Consider the following 20922-nt stretch of genomic DNA (forward strand, 5'->3'; position numbering starts at 1 on the left):
CCCTTTTCGACATGGATCAGCATACGGTCGCTATCGATATTCCTAACCTTAAGATGGGTCACTTCAGATGCCCTTAGACCTGCGCCGTAGCCGATGCTTAGTGCCGCGCGATACTTGAGCCCAGGCCCAGGTGCCGCCACCAAAAGGTCGGAGACTTCTTCGACGCTGAGAACAATTGGCAATTTGTATGGTTCCCGTCGAAACTGCATGTACCGCTTCATCTCTTCGCGATCGCATGTCATCGAAAAGAAAAACCGCAACGCAACAATCCGCGCATTGTACGTCGAGGGGGTGACGCCGGTGTTTGCCATATGCAACTGATATGCGCGCAAGTCATTCGCCGCCGCTGTGTCCGGGGACCTATTAAGGAAGGCCGCAAAGTCTTTCAGCGCTCGAATGTGGGCCTTTTGCGCCTTGTCACCCATCCCCCTAATCTGCATATCTTCGATCATCCGCTGACGTAGCGGGCTTATTCTTTCGTGTGTCATGGGAACCTCCTGTTTGACGATTGAGAAAGCCCCAATCATCAGACAGGTTCGTCATTTTCCAAAATCACAGTGTTCAGTTCTTGGCACAACCGACGCAACAAGCGCCATTGCCGCGCGAGCGGCTTAGTCCTTGGGCCGTGAGCAGTCCTCAGATTTGACATGGCCCATCTCTAGAACGCACATCGATAGGCCATTACTGCGGCAGCTCGCTATGTCTATCAGGCCAAGCCCCATAAAATTGCTTGGAAGTCGAAAGGCCTCGGACAAATAGACTGCGGCATCCTGTGCTGCAAAAAGCACAGATACGATTCCCACTTCTACCGAGAAAATTGCCTACTGGCTTCGCACCCCGTCCTTGGGCAAACCTAACCAACCAGCTAACCATCTTATATAATTGAGAAAAATGGTGCACCCGGCACGATTCGAACGTGCGACCCCCTGATTCGTAGTCAGGTACTCTATCCAGCTGAGCTACGGGTGCTAACCAGTCGTCGATTTAGCGGTCCGCGCGATGGTTTGCAAGGGGGAATCACGCACCAACCGTATCTAAATCGACTTCCCCTTTGGGCAGACAGATCACAAACTCGGTGCCATCACTGTCCGTCTTGCGCAACTCAAGCGCACCGCCATGGCCACGCACCAGTTCCGCCGCAATCGACAGGCCCAGACCAGAGCCACCTTTGCGCACCCCGCCTTGAAACGGGGTGAACAAATGTTCGCGTGCTTTTGGGGGCAGCCCGGGGCCGGTATCGATGATGGTGATCCACCAGTTGTCTTCATCCTCACGGGCGCCAATAGAAATTTCACCGCTTTTGCCGGTGGCAACAATCGCTTGTCGCGCGTTACGCACAATATTCGAGATCACCCGATGCAGTTGTTCTGGGTCGGCCCGTATAACCATTTCGGCGGGAATATCATCACTATAGCTTACGTCATGGTCTTCTACCGCCAGCCGTTCGCCATCAATCACATCGCTCACTATTCCCGTCAGCGCCACGCGGGTTAGCGCTGGTGCTGCCTCTTCCGCTTTGCCAAAGGCCAAGGTGCTTTCACACAGGTTGACCGCGCGTGAAATCGAATTCACCAGCTTGGGTGCGGCGCGTTGCACCATCGGATCATCAGAGCCTTCCATCCGATCGACGAACAGTTGTGTGGTGGTCAGGATGTTGCGCAAATCATGGCTGATTTTGGCCACCGCCCCGCCCATCTGGGCCAAATGTTCCTTTTGCTTTAGCGATCCAGTCAGCTGTGTTTGCATGGATTGCAGCGCCTCTTCTGCCTCGCGCAACTCCAGCACGCTTGCTGATGGCTCGATGATCCGGCGCACATCTTCGGGAGCTTCTGCATAGGATTTAATGTGCCGCACCACACGGTGGATCGGTTTTAACAAAAACCCGCGCACAGCCAGAAACAGCATGATGGCCGTGATCACCGAAATGACCGCCGACAGTTTCAGAATGTTCAGCCCGTAGTCGATCATTGCCGCCCGCAGGGGCATTGTGTCCATCGTCACCTCGATCAACAGGCCAGCCCCGCGCACCGGTTCACCCATCACCCTGATCACACGTTCATCCGTATCCCATAGCCGCATGAGCGCATCGCCAATCAATTCGGCAGGTTTTGGAGCCCGCAGATCATAGGTGGAATAGACTTCACCCGGCAGAGCAGATGACAACATCAACTGGCGCATATCATCGCGCCGCAGCACCACGTTATAAACGCCTGCATTTTGCAGCAGCTCGGCTTCCAGCGCATCATCGATCATATCGTCCGCCAGCAGGGCCAGCGACGCGATTTGGGCCTTTTCCAGACGCAGCAGCAGGTAATCTTCACGGAACCGCGCCACGGATGGCACAAAGATCATCACCTCGGCCAGCATTACAAATACAGTCGTCAGGATCAGAAACCGACCAGAGAGAGAATTTAGAAACATTTCAGTCCTTTCAATGCCGGATTACGGCAAGAACTTTTGAACAAAACCAACCACGCGTTTGACGTTAGCATTTTCAAACAGCCGTGGGGTGAAATAAGCACCCGCCGCACGTTTGTTAACCTCGCCCACGGTTGGATAGGGCAGAACGGTTGCGGCAATTGCGCCCATCTTCATGTTATTGGCCAGCGCCATCGCCCACAGGCCAATCAATTCGCCCGCAGATGGTCCGGCAATGGACGCCCCGACAGGACGCCCCTTAACCACCATCACCTTGATCAGCCCTTTGGCCTTGCCCTCGGCAATCAAACGGTCGCTGCCTGCGAAATCAAAGCGAACGACTTCTAACCTGCCGCCATGTTTTTCACGCGCCTGCGCTTCGGTTAGCCCCACTTGCGCCAGTTCAGGGTAGGTATAGGTCGCCCAAGGGATATGTGCGGTTTTGGCTTTGGACGGCAGGCCAAACAGCATGGATTTAATCACCACACCGGCGTGATACCCTGCGACATGGGTAAATTGCAGCCCGCCGGCCACATCGCCCACCGCATAAACGCGCTTGTTGGTGCTGCGCAGGTTCGCGCCCACTTTGACGCCGCCACGGTGATGCTCAATGCCAGCGGTATCCAGATTCAGACGGTCAATGTTGGGTTTACGCCCCACCGCCATCAACAAATGCGTGCCTTTGAACACACGGCCGTCCTGCGCCTCGATTTCAATCGCGCCCTTCTTGCCGCGCACCTCCTTGGCCATCGCGTCCTCGGCGATCTCGATGCCCTCGGCCCGCAGGTTGTCCAGCACAATGGCGGCCATTTCGGGGTCATCCTTGCCCATCGCCTTCATACCCTCGATCACAGTCACTTCGCAGCCCAACCGCCGATGCGCCTGCGCCATTTCCATGCCGATTGGACCACCACCAACCACCAACAGGTGCTTTGGCTTGCTGCGGTTGTCGAATATTGTTTCGTTGGTGTCATAGGGCACATTTTCCAACCCCGGGATTGGCGGCACAAACGGCGACGACCCTGTGGCAATCACAAACCGTCGCGCAGTGATGATGGTATCACCCGCCTGCACTTGGGTTGGTGACAGGAAACTGCCGTATTCCGTAATTACATTGACGCCTAGCCCTTCAAACCGCTCGACACTATCGTGCGGCGCGATGGTATCAATCGCACGACGCACATGGTCTTTGGCCTTACCAAAAGCCAGCCCTATCTTGCCCGCCGCCAGCAGCGCCTTTGACGGTACACAACCATAGTTCAGGCAATCACCGCCCATCTTGTGCCCTTCCAGCAGAACCACGCTTGCGCCCATCTGCACCGCACCCGATGCAATCGACAAACCACCCGACCCCGCACCGATGATGCAGATATCCGTTTTGATGTTTTTCATTTTCTTAATTCCTATTTGCGGATCAGTTTCAGCACCATTGGCAATGCGGCCAGCGCACATAAGCCAAGAATGGGCAGAAGGATTTGTGGCTCGAATATGATGCCGAAATTCGGGGTTTCGCCACGGGCGAACACATCGCCCAGACCGGCCCCGACAGATGTATAGACAACCGCGCCAGGTATAATCCCCAGAAAGGTGGAAATCACGAACCGGTGCAGCGGCACGCCGACCATCGCCGGCACCAGATTGGCAACAAAGAACGGCACAGCAGGGACCAGCCGGATCAAAAACAACATCGACCACTGGTTTTCATCAATCCCGTCCTTGATCTTTTTCACAGCCCCCTCGCCCGCTTCCATTTTAGCGGCCAGTTTTTCACCCAGACCCCAACGTGCCGCGAGGAAAATCAGCGTGGCGCCAGTGGTGGCCGCCATAATGTTGAACAAGGAACCAGGGAAAGTTGCAAACAGGAACCCGCCGGTGATCGACGCAATCGCAGCACCTGGCAGCGAAAAAGTAACGACCGTGGTATAAGCCGCCATAAACACCAACACGGTGACCACATAGTTATTATCCCGAAATGCAATCAGCGCCTCGCGGTTGTCGCGCAGCGCCTCGAACGACAGGTAATCGCGCAGGGTAAATGCGCCGATCACCGCCGCTGTGAAAATAGCAATCAGCGGTAAATACCGCATCATCCCGCTTTTCTGTGTATCCGTCATATCACTCATCTTGCCTTTTCCATTACCGTGCCCCGTTGCAGCCCAACATGCAGGTCTACGCCGCAAATAAGTAGCCCGATCACGCCGCCTTGATCACTGGTGATGGGATGTTTCACTTTACACGGGGGTTTTGCCCTGTATTGAAACATATCAGCCGGACAATTGCCGGATTTGTTGCACTTTTGGTGCGATTGACGAATTGACTTACCCCCGACAACCCCCTAAATGACGGACTTCAAACATTGTTGGCCTACGAATCCTTTATGGGTGCAGGCCATATCAGACACGACTATAAACGGAGACGGGCGATGAAACGCACATTTCAACCATCTAACCTTGTTCGCAAACGCCGCCACGGCTTTCGCGCACGCATGGCAACCAAAGCTGGCCGCAACATCCTGAACGCACGTCGCGCTAAAGGCCGCGCCAAACTCAGCGCATAAGCGCTGCCAATCAGGTAAAATGATATGACACCGCCGAAGGCACCCGTGGTAGGCAATACGCCAGACACCACGCGCGGGCCTCCGGCGGTTTGTGTTTGTCTGGTCACTATGACCAAACGCGCCGATTTCCTGCGGGCCTCAAAGGCGGCGCGCAAGGCAACCAAAGGGTTGGTGTTGCAGGCGCGTAAGCGCAAGCCCGATGAAACAGACCCCGATCTGATCCGCGTTGGCTACACCTGTTCCAAAAAAGTCGGCAACGCCGTAAAACGCAATCGCGCCAAACGTCGCCTGCGGGCGATTGTGCGCGAGGTGCTGCCCTCGCATGGCCATCCGGGATGGGATTACGTGCTGATAGGTCGCGCTGGTGCAACCATTGATCGTGCCTATATAGAGTTGGTCAAAGATCTGACTTTCGCGCTCACCACCATCCACGGACCCGCCAAATGACCCCGCTCGCCCATATCGTCGCTCTGCCCGTGCGTGCCTACCGCCTGCTGTTTTCGCCATGGGTTGGAAATTCGTGCCGCTATCAGCCGACATGCAGCGCCTACGCAATGGAAGCACTGGAAAAACACGGCGCGATCAAAGGCACATGGATGGCCGCCAAACGGGTGGGCCGTTGCAACCCGTGGGGCGGCTGCGGATATGATCCGGTCAAGGGCACGGATTGCGATCATGATCACAGCCAACACTAGATCATAGCCAATGTGGTTACCCGCTTAATTACCCTCATAGGCGTTTTCACTGGTCAGGGTCCATGTCCCCTCGCCCAATCCCGCGAACCAGGCACTTGATCCTTCCCCGATTGGAACCGAATCCAAACCATCAGACGGGATTTCCAGAACGCCGTAAGGGGTCGGGTCATCCGAATACAAGCCGATCGCACGGCCTTTCCATTTAACGATGCCCTTGGCCGCGCCCAGAAAATCACCAGGATTACAGCGCCAATCCTGTTTGCTGTCATCCATGGATATAATGAACCGCAATCTGGCTGCTTTGCCCTTTGCCTCTAATTGCATTGTGTAGCTGCTGATTTCATTCATAGCATTCACCTAATCATTAGAAACCTGTGGGTTGATTATAATAATCAGCTGCCATTTCAGCTATGATATGCATCAAGCGCTACACCGCCCGATGCTATAACAGGACACATTTCAGCCCGCCAATTTACAACACCATATGCAACATCTATGTAAGCGACGATCAAGGTAGCATTTTAAGGGCGCATAGCATGGACGACATCCACCCCCTATTCCACGGCGCCCCCTCGACCACCGAGTTCAAAAAGCTGCGCAAACGCATTGTGCGTCAGGCCCGCGAGGCGATTGACCAATACGGTATGGTCGAGCGCGGCACGAAATGGCTGGTTTGCCTGTCGGGCGGTAAAGACAGTTATACCCTGCTGGCCGTGCTCCATGAGTTGCAATGGCGCGGGTTGCTGCCCGTTGACCTGATCGCATGCAATCTGGATCAAGGTCAGCCGAATTTCCCCGCCACGGTGCTGCCCAAATTCCTGAAGGAAATGCAGGTGCCGCACCGAATCGAATATGAAGATACCTACTCCATCGTGCTGGATAAAACCCCGCAAGGGCGCACCTTTTGCGCCATGTGTTCGCGCCTGCGCCGTGGCAATCTGTACCGGATCGCCCGCGAAGAAGGATGTAGCGCCATTGTGCTGGGCCACCACCGCGACGATATTCTGGAAACGTTCTTTATGAACCTGTTTCACGGCGGGCGTTTGGCCACCATGCCACCAAAGCTGTTAAACGAGCAGGGCGATCTGTTCGTCTATCGCCCACTTGCCCACGTGGCCGAAGTGGATTGCGAGAAATTCGCAGCCGCGATGAACTATCCGATCATCCCGTGCGATCTGTGCGGTTCCCAAGACGGGCTGCAACGCCAACAGGTCAAGGCGTTGCTGGATGGTTGGGAGAAAAACGCGCCTGGCCGTCGCCAAGTGATGTTTCGCGCCCTGATGAATGCGCGGCCCTCGCACCTGCTGGACCCGAAACTGTTTGATTTTTCCGGTCTAATGCGAGGACCCGAGGGAATTGATGAAAATGCAATGCAAATTCCTGACCTGAATTAATAATCCGATGACCTTAGACTAGTAGCGTCCTGCTGAATCTGTATGGCCCGCCATGCACAGCACAAGGATGCCGCTCATGGCTGGACTGCCCGCCGCCCAATTTCTCCGAAATCTACGCGTTATCATCACCGGCCCGCAGGCATTGGCGTTTCTTCCCGCCATCACGCTGGGTGGGTTTTGGCTGGGCGGGGAAACCGCATTGCTCAGTATTGCACTAATATTGCCCGCGTTCATTGCCTTTCTTGGCAAGGATAACCCTGTGTCACTGGTGCCTATGCAACACGGGTTGAATGGCTTGGGGCAGCGCGAAACTATTGATAATGCGCTGGAACAGTTCATACTGGCTTGCCGCCACAGCGGGCTAAACACTGCCGCTCTGGTGGTTGAACTGGATGATTACAACGCGCTTGTTTCCCGATTAGGTCATAAGGCGTGCAATGACATCTTGCATCGCACCGCCGATCAGATGCGCGGTGTGTTGCGCGATCAAGATGTGGTTTCCCGCCTTGACGGGGCAGTTTTTGCCATCGCGCTGGCCCCTGTCCGGCGTGCCGATCTTGAATCAATAATTCAGGTTGCGGCCCGTCTGCAAGACGTGGTTAGCCAACCTATCAGCCTTGATGCTACCACGGTTTATGTGTCTTGCTCTGTCGGATTCTGTCTCGGGTCTCGCGCCCCGACCCTTGCGGGCGAAACCATGCTCGAAGCGGCTGAACACGCCCTGCATGAGGCACACCTGAACGGCCCCGGTGCGATCCGCAGCTATTCCGCCGAGATGCAAAACCACGCCAAAGTCCGGCACGACCTGATAGAAGAGGTCAGCGTGGCGTTGGAAAACGGGCAAATCCTGCCTTGGTTCCAGCCGCAAGTTTCCACCGACACAGGCAAGGTTACCGGTTTCGAGGCACTGGCACGTTGGTGCCATCCAGAACGCGGCATAATCCCGCCATGTGATTTCCTGCCCGCAATTGAACAGGCGGGCCTGTTTGAACGGCTGGGCGAGGTAATCCTGTATCAGTCCCTTACCTCATTGAAAAAATGGGATGAAATCGGGTTCTCAGTGCCACAGGTCGGGGTGAATTTTTCAAGCGCCGAATTGCGAAATCCCAAGCTGGTTGATAAAATCCGTTGGGAGTTGGACCGTTTTGACCTGACCCCAGAACGCCTGACCGTTGAAATCCTTGAAACCGTTGTCGCCGATATGGGCGATGATATTATCACCCGAAATATTGCCGGACTGGCAACGCTCGGCTGTGCGATTGATCTGGATGATTTCGGCACCGGCCACGCATCAATCGCCAATATCCGCCGGTTTGCGGTTGGCCGGATCAAAATTGACCGTTCTTTCATCATGAAAGTCGATACAGACCCCGAACAACAACGCATGGTATCCGCCATTTTAACCATGGCAGAACAATTGAACCTCGAAACCCTTGGCGAAGGTGTTGAAACGGTCGGCGAGCACGCAATGCTGGCGCAACTGGGGTGTGGCCACATTCAGGGTTACGGCCTTGCCCGGCCAATGCCGTTCGAGGATACGCTGGAATGGATGCGGAAACACCACGAAAAACTGGCCGAAGCACCGAAAATCGGGCGTAAGACAGGGTAAATTCATTTGCCATAATCCCTTAAATTACAGGAAAACCGCTTGACCTTTCCCCCCCTGCGCTGTTGAACCACTGAGACCAATTTCAGTGACAGGGTGTCCCACAATGGACGATCAAAACAAGAACCTAATTCTTGCAGTAGTGCTCAGCGGTATCGTGATGCTGGTGTGGAGTATATTTTTCCAACCAGCGCCCCCGCCGGTTGACCTGACCCTGCCACCGTCCACCACGCAAACCGCTGATGGCACAAGCGTTGCCACACCCCCTTCAGCCGTTGCACAAGACAGCACCACCGCTCCCATAGCGCCGACCAATTCCCACGCCGAAGCGTTGGAGAAAGCACCGCGCATCGCGATTGACACGGCCGAACTTGGCGGCTCGATCTCGCTGCTGGGCGGACGCATTGATGATCTGGAACTCAAAAGCTACCGTGAAACGCTTGATGATGATTCCCCACTGGTCACGCTCCTGTCGCCTTTTGGCAAAGAAAAACCCTATTATGCTATTTATGGCTGGGCCCCCGCGGGCGATCTAGCTGCCGATGCCGTGCCTGGACCAAACACCCTTTGGTCGCTAGAGGCGGGTAAAACGCTGACCACCGAAACCCCCGTGACCCTGCGCTGGGACAACGGCAGCGGCCTGACCTTCCGACGCACTATTTCGATTGATGAACATTACCTGTTCTCGATCAGCCAATCAGTTGAAAACACCACCGATGCTACCCGCCGCCTATTCCCATACGGTATCGTCGCCCGCTATGGCGAACCTGATGTTACCGGCTTTTTTATCCTGCACGAAGGTGTCGTGCGGATGTCGGATGGTAAGCTACAGGAAATTAAATACAAAAACATGCCCGACATGGACGTTGTTCCAGCCGAAGGCGCTAACGCCGACCTGATCACAGTTGAAAATGAGGGCTGGGTTGGGTTTACTGATAAGAACTGGATGACATCCATCATCCCCGCCAAGGGCCAGAAGTTTACTTCGGTCGCTAAATACATCCCCGGCAGCGATATTTACACCACCGAAGCCCGCATGCCGATCCAGACAGTTGAACCCGGTGCAACCGCCACCGTTGAAACGCGTCTGTTTGCGGGCGCGAAAGAATGGGAAACCATTCGCAATTATGAAAAAGGCGGCATTACCGGCTTTCTGGATTCGATCGATTGGGGTTGGTTCTTCTTCCTGACCAAACCGATCTTTTGGCTGCTGCATAATCTGAATGGTTTTATCGGCAATATGGGGTTCTCGATCATCGCCCTGACTATCATCATTAAGGCGGCCCTGCTGCCACTGGCCTATAAATCATATGTCTCGATGGCCAAGATGAAAACGTTGCAACCCGAAATGGAAGCCCTGAAAGAGCGCTGCGGTGACGACAAGCAGAAAATGCAAAAAGAAATGATGGCGCTTTATAAGAAGGAAAAGGTAAACCCCGCTGCCGGTTGTTTACCGATCCTGATGCAAATTCCGATTTTCTTTTCGCTCTATAAAGTGATCTTTGTCACGCTGGAACTGCGCCAAGCCCCGTTCATCGGCTGGATTCGCGATCTTTCCGCACCTGACCCATCCTCGATCCTGAACCTGTTCGGCCTGCTGCCATTCGCCGCCCCCGATCCTGGCTCGATGATCGCTATTATATCGCTTGGCCTTATGCCGATCCTGCTGGGTATCTCGATGTGGCTACAGCAAAAACTGAATCCGACACCAACCGACGCGACCCAAGCGATGATCTTTGCATGGATGCCATGGGTATTCATGTTCATGCTGGGCCGTTTTGCCTCCGGTTTGGTGCTGTACTGGATCACCAACAACTCCATCACCTTTATCCAGCAATATTCGATCATGCGTTCGCAAGGGGCAAAACCCGATGTGTTTGGCAATATCCGGAAAAGCTTCAAGAAAAAGACGAAGGACGATGATAAGTGACCGGAACCCTCACCCATATCTGGCGCCACCCGATCAAGGCGCATGGGGTCGAGGCGTTAAAAACTGCCAGTTTGACTGCGGGTAAAACCTTGCCGTGGGATCGCGTTTGGGCCATCCCGCACGAGGCTGCCAAGCTCGATGGCACCAACTGGGTGCGCTGCGCCAATTTCTCACGCGGGGCCAAGGCGCCATCGCTGATGGCCATTCGTGCGACGCTAGACGAGACGACGCAAACCATCACACTGACGCACCCCGATTTACCGGAAATCACCTTTAATCCGGACACTGACAGCGCCAGATTTCTGGCTTGGGTCCGACCCATAATGCCATCAAGCCGCGCCGCATCTGCCGATATCATCCGCGCAACCAGCCAAGGCATGACCGATTCAGATTTCCCCTCGATCAGCATAAACAGCCACGCAACCAACAACGCGATTGGCGAAAAACTGGGCTACGAGCCCTCGCCGCTGCGCTGGCGCGGCAACCTGTGGTTTGACGGGCTGGACCCTTGGGAAGAATTTGACTGGGTCGGTAAACGTGTGCGCATCGGCGGGGCCGTACTTAATATCAAGGAACGTATTACGCGGTGCATGGCCACCACTGTAAACCCCAACACGGGGCTGCGGGATGCCGATACTTTGGGCACCTTACAGGATAACTGGGGCCACCAGCAATTCGGCGTTTACGGCGTTGTCGTGACCTCCGGCCCAATCGCCATCGGCGACACCTTCGAGGTGCTGTAATGGAAATTCCTTTCACAATCGCCGAAGAGCCGGATCGTGAGGCCAAGGAACGCGGGCGCAGGCTGTTTGCGGGCAACACCGAATTTTTGAAAGGCGTGGTGGCGATGGACGGCCTTCCACCTGCCGACCGACTCGAGGTTTGTTTCGCGGGCCGCTCCAACGTTGGGAAATCGACGCTGATCAACGCCCTGACTGGGCGTAAAGGGTTGGCGCGGGCATCAAACACCCCAGGCCGCACGCAGGAAATCAACTATTTCACCACCCTGAACGGCCCGTTTCTGGTCGACCTGCCCGGCTATGGTTACGCCAATGCGCCGATCCCCGTGGTGGAAAAATGGCAGCGCCTGCTGAAATCATACCTGTCAGGCCGCCAAACCCTGCGCCGTGCTTTCGTGCTGATTGATGCGCGTCACGGGGTGAAAAAGGTGGACGAGGAAATTCTAACGCTGCTGGATCGCGCCGCCGTCACGTTTCAAGTGGTGCTGACCAAGACCGACAAAGTAAAAGACAAAGACCGCGCCACCGTGTTGAAACAGGTGCGCGAGGCGGTGACAAAACACCCCGCTGCCTATCCGGAACTGATCCTGACATCGTCAGAAAAAGGCGAAGGCATCGCCATCCTGCGCACAATTATCGCCGACCTCGTTTAGCCGCTAAGTGCAACTTGCATTTTACGGAATCAGAGCGCACTAAACGTGCTGCGCCCCGTTCACCTCGATTTCGGTGCCTGAAATGTATGATGACGCGTCCGAGCACAGAAAATAGATCGCCGCCGCCACTTCTTCGGGTTGCCCCAACCGGCGCATTGGCAGCTGATCCACGATCTTGTCGGTGCCTTCACTTAAAATAGACGTTTCCACCTCGCCCGGTGCAATCGCGTTCACCCGCACGCCCATCGGCCCGAAATCATGCGCCATTTCGAGGGTCAACGCCGCCAATGCCGCCTTGGATGTGGCATAGGCAGCGCCCGCGAATGGATGCACCCGCGATCCGGCAATCGAGGTCACATTCACCACGGACCCTTTGGCAGCAGCCAATTCATCCTTCAATCCACGCGCCAAAACGACAGGGGCAAAGAAATTAACGTGGAACACCTGCCCCCATGACATCAGGTCTGTATCAATCGTGTTCAACCGCTCGCCATTCGGCCCTTTGGGGGAAATGCCTGCGTTATTCACCAACGCATCCAGTTGCCCATCCAGTTTTCCACGGATCACCTCGATGGCCTCGATGGTTTTGCGCGGGTCGGCCAGATCAATCTCGACATGGTTATCTTGCCCGCCACCCCACGGGCATTCGTCGGGGAACGGATTGCGCGAACAGGTAATAACGCGCCAACCCTTGGCGCTGAAATACTGCACCGTCGCGTGTCCAATGCCACGGCTGGCACCGGTCAACAACATGGTCTTGCGTCGCTTGTTTTTCACCATTTCAGTCCCCGATCATTGCTTGTCCGGAACCTAGGCCGCCGGTGGGCAAAACACAATCCAATTGGCACAACCCTTGGCACAGCTTGCGCAAGCGATTAACAGTGTAGAGAACAAGGAACCCATGATGAAAAATCAAGACGCCATGCACCGTCATCGCACCGCCACCGCGCGCACCCTGTCAGACGCTTTGCCATTGTTGCAACGCTATGACGGGGCGACGGTTGTGGTTAAATTTGGCGGCAACGCGATGGGAAATGACGATGACATGGACAGCTTTGCCCGCGACATCGTTTTGATGCAGCAGGTCGGGGTGAATCCGGTGATCGTGCATGGTGGCGGGCCGATGATCAATGACATGCTGGCCAAACTGGATATCAAATCCGAATTTGTTGACGGCAAACGCGTAACGGATGCCGCCACCGTCGAGGTGGTGGAAATGGTGCTGTCGGGCCGTGTTAACAAACGCATCGTGCAAGCGATCAATGCGCAGGGCGGCAAATCCGTTGGCCTGTCGGGCAAGGATGCCAATCTGATGATTTGCGAACAAACCAGCCCCGATCTGGGCTTCGTCGGCACTCCTGTTGAAATGGACGCGTCTGTGCTCCACACCCTTTTTGACGCTGACACAATCCCCGTTATTGCCCCGCTTGGCGCGGGGCGGAATGGCGAAACTTACAACATCAATGGCGACACGGCGGCGGGTGCGATTGCCACGGCCCTAAAGGCGGACCGGCTGTTGCTGTTGACCGATGTTGCGGGTGTTAAGGACGCATCAGGCGAGGTTCTGACCGAGCTAACCCCGAAACATATCCGCGCCCTGACCAAGGATGGCACCATCACTGGCGGCATGATCCCAAAAACCGAAACCGCCTTGGCGGCAATCAAAGGCGGGGTGCGGGGCGTGGTTGTTCTGGATGGGCGCGCACCTAATGCATGCTTGCTAGAGCTTTACACAGATCACGGGGCGGGCTCTCTGATCCGTGCAAAATAAGGATAAAGCATTGATAATTAAATATATTTTTATACCTGTGTTACTTACCACTCCCCTTTTCACACCGGCTCAAGCCTCGGGAATTGACGGCTGCATTACGGGTCAATGGCGCGCGGATATCGAACAGGTCGCCAATACCTACTGGGAACAGACGAACATGAATAATGTTCAGGCTGACGGAAGTGTCCGCATGGATATCAATATATTTGGCGAGGCAACGATCAGCATAAATAACTTGGCGCTCCGAATCGAACTGGAAGGCGAAGACCCGTTCTCGATTACAATGGATGGCCAGATTATCTATGATATTTCCTCTTATGATGACATCATCGTTTATTCCGCCAAAACCTATGGTCACACGGCCACAGCAATTTACGGCGGCGAATTGATTGATGTTGAACTGGTCGAATCCAACCGCCTGTTCAACAGTGGCAAGGCCAAATACCGCTGCACCGCGACAGAACTGACCTTTGCCAACCCCGACATGCCCGGCCACTGGATCAGGCTGCCGGAATAAGCCGCTGACGCAAATGTGCACAACAGGGGTTTGCACCCGCTCCCGCCACGCGCTATCCCTACCCGCATGGAAAATGAAACATACATCCGTCTGGGCATTTTTATCGGCCTGTTCCTGATCCTTGCAACGGTCGAAACACTGGTGCCGCGCCGTATCCGCACCGAAACACGGCAAAGGCGCTGGGTGACCAACTGGGCGCTAATTGTGATTGATTCCGTTGCCCTGCGTGCAATGGCCTATGTCGTGCCGGTGGTGCTGCCGCTGCTGGCCGTTGGGGCCGCTTATGACGCGCAGCGGCTGGGGTGGGGGCTGTTCAACTACGTTGGCTGGCCCGCATGGCTGGAAATATTGCTGACCATCCTGCTGCTGGATTTGGCCATCTGGCTGCAACATCTGATCACCCATAAAATCCCGATCCTGTGGCGATTGCACCGTGTGCACCACGCTGACCGCGATTTTGATGTGACCACCGCCATCCGGTTTCACCCCGTTGAAATCGCTCTGTCGATGCTGCTTAAAATCGGGCTGGTTTATCTGCTCGGCCCCGCTGGGTTTGCGGTGATCCTGTTTGAAATCATCCTGAACAGCACCGCTATGTTCAACCACGCCAACATCAAATTACCATTATGGTTAGACAGCATGGTGCGTCTTGTTCTGGTCACGCCCGATATGCACCGCGTGCATCATTCCGATTTACGTTCTGAGCATGACAGCAACTACGGCTTTTCCCTGTCGATCTGGGACCGGATGTTCGGCACCTATATTGCGCAACCTAAAAATGGCCATGATGACATGACCATCGGGTTGCAATGGCAGGATGATCGCCCCTCTAATCTGGCATGGATACTGGCGCTGCCGTTCTTCAAAAAGTGACCTACGCAGCGCTGCAATCTTCCTTGCGGGCGCTGCATCTGGATATCTTCGGGGCATTCCACCCACCCTCGCAAACCGCCATTCCAGACGGCACCGAAACCCTGCTGTTGCTTGGCCCGTTTGAACCGGGGTTCTGGCCAGGTTTTACCGCCACTCCCGAATACAATGATGACAAACCCGATCCGCTTGATCGCTGGTCAAAGCGTGTGCTTGCCCCGTGGGCCAAAGCACAAAACGCACATGCCATTTTCCCGTCCGACGGGCCACCCTACGCCCCGTTCATCGATTGGGCACAACACAGCGGACGTGCGTGGATTTCCCCTGTTGGCCTGTTAGTGCATGACCACGCGGGACTGTTCATATCCTATCGGGCGGCCATTGCTCTGCCTGTGCACATTGATTTGCCGCCAACAGGTGAAAACCCGTGCATTGGCTGCGCGCAACCCTGCCGCACCGCCTGCCCTGTAGATGCTTTATCTGGCGAATACGACGTTGGCGGGTGCAAATTCCACATAAGCACGCCAGCGGGACATGCCTGTATGGAAACAGGTTGTTTAGTGCGAAACGCTTGCCCTGCAGGGCACGGTTATGGCAGATTGCCGGAACAATCCGCATTTCACATGGCAGCCTTTAATCCCCATGACCCTCCGTTTGATCCTGACCCGCCACGCTAAATCCAGTTGGGATAACCCAACAGTGGATGACCATGATCGTGCGCTGAACGCCCGTGGTAATATAGCTGCCAAAGCCATCGGCGCTTGGCTGGCGCAAAACCGGTATTGCCCCGAAACCGTATTTTCCTCGACCGCACGGCGCACCTCGGAAACATGGGCGCATATCGCCAAACACTGTAACCAAAACGCCGAAGTGCAGTTCACCTCCGCGCTTTACCTCGCCTCGCCCGACCGAATGCTGACCATCCTGCAAGGGTGCAGAGCGCAATCGGTTATGTTGATAGGGCATAACCCCGGAACGGCAATGTTGGCGGCCGCATTGGTTAATACTGCCCCTGACCATCCAAAATTCGCCCAATACCCGTCAGCTGCAACGACCGTGATCGACTTTGAGGCCGATAGCTGGGCAGACATCACGCGTCACAGCGGCCATGTCGAAGCCTTCATCGTGCCGCGCGATTTAACTGATTAGATCTGCGCAAAATCATATGGCTCGCCATAGTCGTTCACCTGAACCGTATGGGTGATCAGCATGTCTTCCGGCGTCCAGTGATGCAGCAAATATGCTGGATCAGACATCAGAAACTTTGATGGCGCGGATTGGGTCAAATCCAGGGTTAACTGCATCCCCATACTGGGTGCCGTGGTCACAACCGTCCCGTGCCATCGCGCATGGGTCAAAAGGTGGATATGGCCGCACAGGATACGCTCGATATTCGGGTAATCCGCCACGATAGCCCCCAGCATTTCGGCCCCTACAAACCCGTCCTCATCGGTTTCTGGCACGCCGCATTTTAGCGGCGGGTGATGCATAAATATAACCGTTGGCTGATCAGCCGCCTGCGCCAGACAGTCGCGCAACCACGCCGCACGCACATCGCAAATCATGCCGCCGGCCTCCCCTTGCGACTGGCTATCCAGCGCAATGATCCGCACGGGGCCATCATCAATCACATAATTGATAAACCCATCCGCACGGGATGGAATTGCCGCGCCACCGAACACATCCCACAACACATCGCGGTCATCATGGTTACCCGGAACCAGATAGTATGGGCAGTTCAATGCGGCCAGAATACCCGCCGCCCGCATCGCCTCGTCACGGGTGAAATCATTGGTCACATCACCCGACAACAAAACCAGATCTACTGCCATCGGTTGGGCATTAATGCTCTCGACACACCGCGTCAGATTTTCGACCATCGGTGCAATGCCATAGGTTTTCAGGCCCGGCCCCGCGATATGCGTGTCACTGATTTGCGCAATTAGCATCTTGATCCCTCATATTCAGTAATCCTTTATCGCTTGTGAAATCCGCCTGATCCCCTCGGGTATTTTATCCGCTGAAATCGACGAATACGCCAGCCGGAAAAAATTGTGCGGAGCATTCTCACCTTCAAAAAACGGATTGCCTGCCTCAATCAAAACCCCGTTCTGCGCCAGCCGTTGCTGTAACACCTCGGTGTCCACATGTTGCGGCGTTTCCAGCCAAAAACCCGACCCGCCAAACGATGCGCTGCCTGCCACTTTCATCTCGGTCTGGGCCAAGGCCTCGGACGTGACCTGCCGACGCTTATAATAAACCATGCGCATCCGTTTGATCATTGCATCGTAATGCCCAAGCCCCAGAAAATACGCCGTGGTGCGCTGCATATATCCGGGCGGGTGGCGCAAGCACGCCAACCGCAGCGCACGGGCCTGCCGGATGAACGGCTCGGACCCCACCAAATATCCCAGCCGCAGCCCCGGAAACAGGGATTTGGAAAAGCTGCCGACGTAAACCACCCGACCGTCCTCATCCAGTGATTTTAGCGCGGGCGACGGTGGTTTGATGAAACTCATCTCGAATTCATAGTCATCCTCGATGATCAGAAAATCCCGCTCGCTTGCCAACCGCAGCAGCTCGTGACGCCGCGCCATCGGCATGGTTGTGGTGGTCGGGCATTGGTGGCTGGGCGTAATAAACAGCGCGTTAAAATCCTTTGGCAACATGTCGGGCGGCAGGCCGTCATCATCTATTTCAACCGGATAACGGGTGCATCCGGTATGGCGCAGGATCTCACGGATGCCGTGATAGCCGGGGTTCTCGAACGCGGCGGCGCGGTCCTGGTTCAGCAACAACTGCGCCGCCATCCACAGCGCATTTTGCGCCCCAACCGTCACCAGTATTTGCTCTGGCCGCGCTAAAATTCCGCGCCGTGGCAAGGTATGGCGCACAATGAAATTGATCAGCTCAGGATCATCCTGTTCGGCGTAATCCGAGGTCAGACTGTCAAATTCCTTTTTGCCCAACGCTTGCGTTGCACATAATCGCCAACTGGCCTGATTGAACAACTCGGGGTCAGGTTGACCATACATAAACGGGTACGGGTAACTGCGCCAATTGTAGGTTCTTTTTACCGTCTTGGCGGCGACAAAATCCCGTTGAATGGCGCTTTCCCAATTCACCGTATCTCGGACCATCTCGCCCTTGATCGCGCCTAACCGTGCGGTAGGAGCAGTCTGCGAAACAAAATAACCTGATCGACTGGTCGATGTGATGTAATCATCCGCCACCAACTCATGATATGCCAGCGTCACCGTGATGCGCGAAATGCCCAGATGCTCGGCTAGTTTGCGCGATGACGGCAGCTTCTCTCCGACTGGCAACCGCCCTGCCAAAATCGCCGACGCCACGATCTGCCGGATCTGGCTTTGCAGACTGCCTTGAAAGTTCGGATCAAGGAAAAAGGTGTCTTCAGCGAGGGTCATAGCATCCTAATCTGGATATATATTACATATCGATCTGGCCCTATGGAATTCACACCCCGCTCCTAATGTCAAATTAGAATTCGGCCGCATAGCGCGCCCAACCCCATCATAATTGCCAAAGGAAACCGCATCATGGCTTTTGACGTGAATACAAACTCGCTCGAACAATACTGGCTGCCGTTCACTGATAACAAAGGTTTCAAAGAAGACCCGCGCATCATCACGCAGGCCAGCGGCGTTTATATGACCGACCACAAGGGCGGCACGGTGATTGACGGATCAAGCGGCCTGTTCTGTAGCCCCGCCGGCCACTGTCATCCGAAAATCATCGAGGCAGTGCATCTGGTGATGCAGGAAATGACCTATGTCGCGCCGTTCGGGTCAGCCCATCCGCTGTCGTTTGCTTTGGCGGAACAACTGTCGCGGCTTCTGCCCGAAACCTTTAACCACGTTTTCTTTGTCAATTCAGGCTCCGAAGCGATCGACACCGCCCTGAAAATGGTCATGGCCTATCATTCGGCCATGGGCGAAAGCCGCACGCGGTTTGTGTCGCGCGAACGGGCCTATCACGGGGTGAACATCGGTGGTGTGTCGCTGGCGGGTCTGGTGAATAATCGCAAAACCTTCCAATCGGTGATGCCCAACGTGGCGATGATGCGCCACACTTGGGACGCGAATGAACTGATGGTGCGGGGCCAACCTGTGAACGGGGTGGAGTTGGCCGATGATCTGCAACGCATGTGCGACACCTACGGCGGTGAAACCATTGCCGCCTGCTTTGTGGAACCAGTCGCGGGTTCAACCGGCATCCTTGCGCCGCCTGTCGGCTATCTGGAACACCTGCGCGAGATTTGCGATGCCAACGGAATCCTGCTGGTGTTTGACGAGGTGATCACCGGATTTGGCCGCATCGGCGGCACCTTCGCGGCGGACGCTTTTGGTGTGACGCCCGACATCATGACAATGGCCAAGGCGCTGACCAACGGGTCGATCCCGATGGGGGCAGTTGCCACCTCCGATCATGTGCATGATGTGATCACCGACAAAACAGCAAAAGGCGCGATCGAGTTCTTCCACGGCTACACATACTCGGGCCACCCCGCCGCCTGTGCCGCCGGTCTTGCTTCGCTTGCGATTTATCAGGACGAGGGGCTGTTTGATCGCGCCGCGGAAATGTCGCCTTATTTTCTGGATGCGGTTTTCCAGCTAAAGGATCATCCGATGGTCAAAGACATCCGCGGCATCGGCATGGCAGCGGGTGTGGAGCTGCATGACAAAGGTGGGCAAGCACAGGTCGATCTGTTCTGGAACGGGATGCATGTGAAATTTACTGGCAACACCGGCATCCTGTCGCCAATGTTCATCAGCGAAAAATCCCACATTGATGAAATGATGGAAAAGCTGAAAAAGACGCTGGATGGTCTGAAATGACCCTGTGAAAAGAGTCATATGGAATTCATATGCGATTCATATGGAAATAATATAGCCAAAACCACGAAAAAGCCCCGCGCATTTTGCACGGGGCTTTTCCAATTCTATAGGCTTTTCTTAGTGACCCAAAATCTGGCTCAGGAACAATTGTGTGCGTTCCGACTTCGGATTGTTAAAGAACTCTTCCGGCTCGTTTTGCTCAACGATCTGGCCTTCATCCATAAAGATCACGCGGTTGGCCACTTGCCGTGCAAAGCCCATCTCGTGGGTCACACAGATCATCGTCATGCCTTCTTCGGCAAGCTCGATCATGGTATCCAGAACCTCTTTGATCATCTCGGGGTCCAGCGCCGATGTCGGTTCGTCAAACAGCATGATGCGTGGTTTCATGCACAGCGATCTGGCAATCGCCACCCGCTGTTGTTGACCACCAGACAGCTGACCGGGGTATTTATCGGCCTGCTCGGGGATCTTCACTTTTTCCAGGAAATGCATCGCCGTTGCTTCGGCCTCGGCCTGGGGTGTTTTACGAACCCAGATCGGTGCCAGCGTGCAGTTTTCCAGAATAGTCAAATGCGGAAACAGGTTGAAGTGTTGGAAACACATACCGACCTCACACCCGATCTTGTCAATGTTTTTCAGGTCTGAAGACAATTCAGTCCCGTCCACAATGATCGACCCTTCCTGATGCACCTCTAGACGGTTGATGCAGCGGATCAGCGTGGATTTGCCAGACCCAGAGGGGCCACAAACCACGATCCGTTCGCCACGGTTCACCGTCATGTTGATGTCTTTCAAAACGTGAAAGGCACCATACCACTTGTTCATGTTCGTTATTTCAATCGCCACTTCGTCCGATACGGACATCTGTGTGCGTGCTATTGCGGATTCAGACATTTACGTCACTCCTTT

The 20922-nt window shown here is 55.1% G+C and carries 23 protein-coding genes and 1 tRNA gene; 14 read left to right on the forward strand and 10 right to left on the reverse strand.

Annotation, left to right across the window (positions count from 1 at the left end; genetic code table 11):
* The 5 genes from ACWB12_RS03780 to ACWB12_RS03800 all read right to left on the reverse strand — a co-directional run.
* On the reverse strand, positions 1-488 hold a 488-nt coding region (locus ACWB12_RS03780; protein ID WP_479528733.1), incomplete at its 3' end, for a tyrosine-type recombinase/integrase.
* 404 nt (positions 489-892) lie between these two features.
* Positions 893-969: transfer RNA gene (locus tag ACWB12_RS03785), tRNA-Arg, on the reverse strand.
* Between the two features lie 48 nt (positions 970-1017).
* Positions 1018-2421 (reverse strand): sensor histidine kinase, encoded by a 1404-nt coding sequence (locus ACWB12_RS03790; protein ID WP_479528734.1) that lies wholly within the window; start codon positions 2419-2421, stop codon positions 1018-1020.
* Positions 2422-2442: 21 nt separating this feature from the next.
* Complete coding sequence (locus tag ACWB12_RS03795) at positions 2443-3810, reverse strand: dihydrolipoyl dehydrogenase family protein (RefSeq protein ID WP_479528735.1); 1368 nt, start codon at positions 3808-3810, stop codon at positions 2443-2445.
* Between the two features lie 11 nt (positions 3811-3821).
* Complete coding sequence (locus ACWB12_RS03800; protein ID WP_479528736.1) at positions 3822-4541, reverse strand: TVP38/TMEM64 family protein; 720 nt, start codon at positions 4539-4541, stop codon at positions 3822-3824.
* A 299-nt stretch (positions 4542-4840) separates the two neighbouring features.
* Between ACWB12_RS03800 and rpmH the strand changes: the two genes are divergently transcribed.
* Genes rpmH through yidD form a run of 3 tightly spaced genes read left to right on the forward strand, consistent with a single transcriptional unit; the run spans position 4841 to position 5670 of the window.
* On the forward strand, positions 4841-4975 hold the full coding sequence (gene rpmH / locus ACWB12_RS03805; RefSeq protein WP_479528737.1) for a 50S ribosomal protein L34: 135 nt from the start codon (positions 4841-4843) through the stop codon (positions 4973-4975).
* A 24-nt stretch (positions 4976-4999) separates the two neighbouring features.
* Positions 5000-5422, forward strand: a complete 423-nt coding sequence (gene rnpA / locus ACWB12_RS03810) for a ribonuclease P protein component (protein WP_479528738.1) — start codon at positions 5000-5002, stop codon at positions 5420-5422.
* Entirely contained in the window at positions 5419-5670 is a 252-nt protein-coding gene (yidD, locus tag ACWB12_RS03815) for a membrane protein insertion efficiency factor YidD (protein WP_479528739.1), read from the forward strand. The genes rnpA and yidD overlap by 4 nt, the downstream gene beginning before the upstream one ends.
* A gap of 24 nt (positions 5671-5694) precedes the next feature.
* Here yidD and ACWB12_RS03820 read toward each other — a convergent pair whose 3' ends face one another.
* Complete coding sequence (locus ACWB12_RS03820; protein ID WP_479528740.1) at positions 5695-6018, reverse strand: hypothetical protein; 324 nt, start codon at positions 6016-6018, stop codon at positions 5695-5697.
* A 188-nt stretch (positions 6019-6206) separates the two neighbouring features.
* Here ACWB12_RS03820 and ttcA point away from each other — a divergent pair, with 188 nt between their 5' ends.
* The 5 genes from ttcA (at position 6207) to yihA (ending at position 11993) form a co-directional block, all read left to right on the forward strand.
* Positions 6207-7064 (forward strand): tRNA 2-thiocytidine(32) synthetase TtcA, encoded by an 858-nt coding sequence (ttcA, locus tag ACWB12_RS03825; protein WP_479528741.1) that lies wholly within the window; start codon positions 6207-6209, stop codon positions 7062-7064.
* A 76-nt stretch (positions 7065-7140) separates the two neighbouring features.
* Positions 7141-8673, forward strand: coding sequence for a putative bifunctional diguanylate cyclase/phosphodiesterase (locus ACWB12_RS03830; protein ID WP_479528742.1), 1533 nt, complete (start codon positions 7141-7143; stop codon positions 8671-8673).
* Between the two features lie 103 nt (positions 8674-8776).
* Entirely contained in the window at positions 8777-10600 is a 1824-nt protein-coding gene (gene yidC, locus ACWB12_RS03835) for a membrane protein insertase YidC (RefSeq protein WP_479528743.1), read from the forward strand.
* Positions 10597-11343, forward strand: a complete 747-nt coding sequence (locus tag ACWB12_RS03840) for an MOSC domain-containing protein (RefSeq protein ID WP_479528744.1) — start codon at positions 10597-10599, stop codon at positions 11341-11343. Before yidC ends, ACWB12_RS03840 begins: the two co-directional genes overlap by 4 nt.
* Positions 11343-11993, forward strand: a complete 651-nt coding sequence (gene yihA / locus ACWB12_RS03845) for a ribosome biogenesis GTP-binding protein YihA/YsxC (RefSeq protein WP_479528745.1) — start codon at positions 11343-11345, stop codon at positions 11991-11993. The genes ACWB12_RS03840 and yihA overlap by 1 nt, the downstream gene beginning before the upstream one ends.
* 39 nt (positions 11994-12032) lie before the next feature.
* Here the strand turns inward: yihA and ACWB12_RS03850 are convergent, their stop codons facing one another.
* Positions 12033-12773, reverse strand: coding sequence for an SDR family NAD(P)-dependent oxidoreductase (locus tag ACWB12_RS03850; protein ID WP_479528746.1), 741 nt, complete (start codon positions 12771-12773; stop codon positions 12033-12035).
* A 124-nt stretch (positions 12774-12897) separates the two neighbouring features.
* On the opposite strand from ACWB12_RS03850, the gene argB reads away from it, so the two are divergent.
* From argB to ACWB12_RS03875, 5 genes are all read left to right on the forward strand, one after another.
* A complete protein-coding gene (gene argB / locus ACWB12_RS03855) occupies positions 12898-13764 on the forward strand; it encodes an acetylglutamate kinase (protein ID WP_479528747.1) in 867 nt (288 codons plus the stop codon).
* A 190-nt stretch (positions 13765-13954) separates the two neighbouring features.
* The gene (locus ACWB12_RS03860; protein WP_479528748.1) at positions 13955-14281 is read left to right on the forward strand and encodes a hypothetical protein; all 327 of its coding nucleotides are present in this window, start codon (positions 13955-13957) and stop codon (positions 14279-14281) included.
* Between the two features lie 66 nt (positions 14282-14347).
* A complete protein-coding gene (locus tag ACWB12_RS03865) occupies positions 14348-15154 on the forward strand; it encodes a sterol desaturase family protein (protein ID WP_479528749.1) in 807 nt (268 codons plus the stop codon).
* Entirely contained in the window at positions 15151-15828 is a 678-nt protein-coding gene (locus ACWB12_RS03870; RefSeq protein ID WP_479528750.1) for a ferredoxin, read from the forward strand. Before ACWB12_RS03865 ends, ACWB12_RS03870 begins: the two co-directional genes overlap by 4 nt.
* Entirely contained in the window at positions 15794-16300 is a 507-nt protein-coding gene (locus tag ACWB12_RS03875) for a SixA phosphatase family protein (RefSeq protein WP_479528751.1), read from the forward strand. The genes ACWB12_RS03870 and ACWB12_RS03875 overlap by 35 nt, the downstream gene beginning before the upstream one ends.
* Here ACWB12_RS03875 and ACWB12_RS03880 read toward each other — a convergent pair.
* Both ACWB12_RS03880 and pdxR read right to left on the reverse strand, forming a co-directional pair.
* Positions 16297-17100, reverse strand: coding sequence for a phosphodiesterase (locus tag ACWB12_RS03880; protein ID WP_479528752.1), 804 nt, complete (start codon positions 17098-17100; stop codon positions 16297-16299). The genes ACWB12_RS03875 and ACWB12_RS03880 overlap by 4 nt on opposite strands.
* A 15-nt stretch (positions 17101-17115) precedes the next feature.
* The gene (gene pdxR, locus ACWB12_RS03885) at positions 17116-18579 is read right to left on the reverse strand and encodes a MocR-like pyridoxine biosynthesis transcription factor PdxR (protein ID WP_479528753.1); all 1464 of its coding nucleotides are present in this window, start codon (positions 18577-18579) and stop codon (positions 17116-17118) included.
* A 132-nt stretch (positions 18580-18711) separates the two neighbouring features.
* Between pdxR and aptA the strand changes: the two genes are divergently transcribed.
* On the forward strand, positions 18712-20010 hold the full coding sequence (gene aptA, locus ACWB12_RS03890; protein WP_479528754.1) for an omega-aminotransferase AptA: 1299 nt from the start codon (positions 18712-18714) through the stop codon (positions 20008-20010).
* Between the two features lie 117 nt (positions 20011-20127).
* Here aptA and ACWB12_RS03895 read toward each other — a convergent pair whose 3' ends face one another.
* The gene (locus ACWB12_RS03895) at positions 20128-20907 is read right to left on the reverse strand and encodes an amino acid ABC transporter ATP-binding protein (RefSeq protein ID WP_479528755.1); all 780 of its coding nucleotides are present in this window, start codon (positions 20905-20907) and stop codon (positions 20128-20130) included.
* Positions 20908-20922: the final 15 nt, after the last annotated feature.

It is taken from the genome of Profundibacter sp. (assembly GCF_056498605.1).

Bases quoted from the DNA above. Each gene is read 5' to 3' on its own strand.
- argB (WP_479528747.1), top strand. From the start codon at position 12,898: ATGAAAAATCAAGACGCCATGCACCGTCATCGCACCGCCACCGCGCGC.
- rnpA (WP_479528738.1), top strand. From the start codon at position 5,000: ATGACACCGCCGAAGGCACCCGTGGTAGGCAATACGCCAGACACCACG.
- ACWB12_RS03800 (WP_479528736.1), bottom strand. From the start codon at position 4,541: ATGAGTGATATGACGGATACACAGAAAAGCGGGATGATGCGGTATTTA.
- ACWB12_RS03790 (WP_479528734.1), bottom strand. From the start codon at position 2,421: ATGTTTCTAAATTCTCTCTCTGGTCGGTTTCTGATCCTGACGACTGTA.
- yidC (WP_479528743.1), top strand. From the start codon at position 8,777: ATGGACGATCAAAACAAGAACCTAATTCTTGCAGTAGTGCTCAGCGGT.
- ACWB12_RS03880 (WP_479528752.1), bottom strand. From the start codon at position 17,100: ATGCTAATTGCGCAAATCAGTGACACGCATATCGCGGGGCCGGGCCTG.
- ACWB12_RS03820 (WP_479528740.1), bottom strand. From the start codon at position 6,018: ATGAATGAAATCAGCAGCTACACAATGCAATTAGAGGCAAAGGGCAAA.
- rpmH (WP_479528737.1), top strand. From the start codon at position 4,841: ATGAAACGCACATTTCAACCATCTAACCTTGTTCGCAAACGCCGCCAC.
- yihA (WP_479528745.1), top strand. From the start codon at position 11,343: ATGGAAATTCCTTTCACAATCGCCGAAGAGCCGGATCGTGAGGCCAAG.
- ACWB12_RS03795 (WP_479528735.1), bottom strand. From the start codon at position 3,810: ATGAAAAACATCAAAACGGATATCTGCATCATCGGTGCGGGGTCGGGT.
- ACWB12_RS03895 (WP_479528755.1), bottom strand. From the start codon at position 20,907: ATGTCTGAATCCGCAATAGCACGCACACAGATGTCCGTATCGGACGAA.
- pdxR (WP_479528753.1), bottom strand. From the start codon at position 18,579: ATGACCCTCGCTGAAGACACCTTTTTCCTTGATCCGAACTTTCAAGGC.
- ttcA (WP_479528741.1), top strand. From the start codon at position 6,207: ATGGACGACATCCACCCCCTATTCCACGGCGCCCCCTCGACCACCGAG.
- ACWB12_RS03830 (WP_479528742.1), top strand. From the start codon at position 7,141: ATGGCTGGACTGCCCGCCGCCCAATTTCTCCGAAATCTACGCGTTATC.
- aptA (WP_479528754.1), top strand. From the start codon at position 18,712: ATGGCTTTTGACGTGAATACAAACTCGCTCGAACAATACTGGCTGCCG.
- yidD (WP_479528739.1), top strand. From the start codon at position 5,419: ATGACCCCGCTCGCCCATATCGTCGCTCTGCCCGTGCGTGCCTACCGC.
- ACWB12_RS03865 (WP_479528749.1), top strand. From the start codon at position 14,348: ATGGAAAATGAAACATACATCCGTCTGGGCATTTTTATCGGCCTGTTC.
- ACWB12_RS03860 (WP_479528748.1), top strand. From the start codon at position 13,955: ATGGATATCAATATATTTGGCGAGGCAACGATCAGCATAAATAACTTG.
- ACWB12_RS03875 (WP_479528751.1), top strand. From the start codon at position 15,794: ATGACCCTCCGTTTGATCCTGACCCGCCACGCTAAATCCAGTTGGGAT.
- ACWB12_RS03850 (WP_479528746.1), bottom strand. From the start codon at position 12,773: ATGGTGAAAAACAAGCGACGCAAGACCATGTTGTTGACCGGTGCCAGC.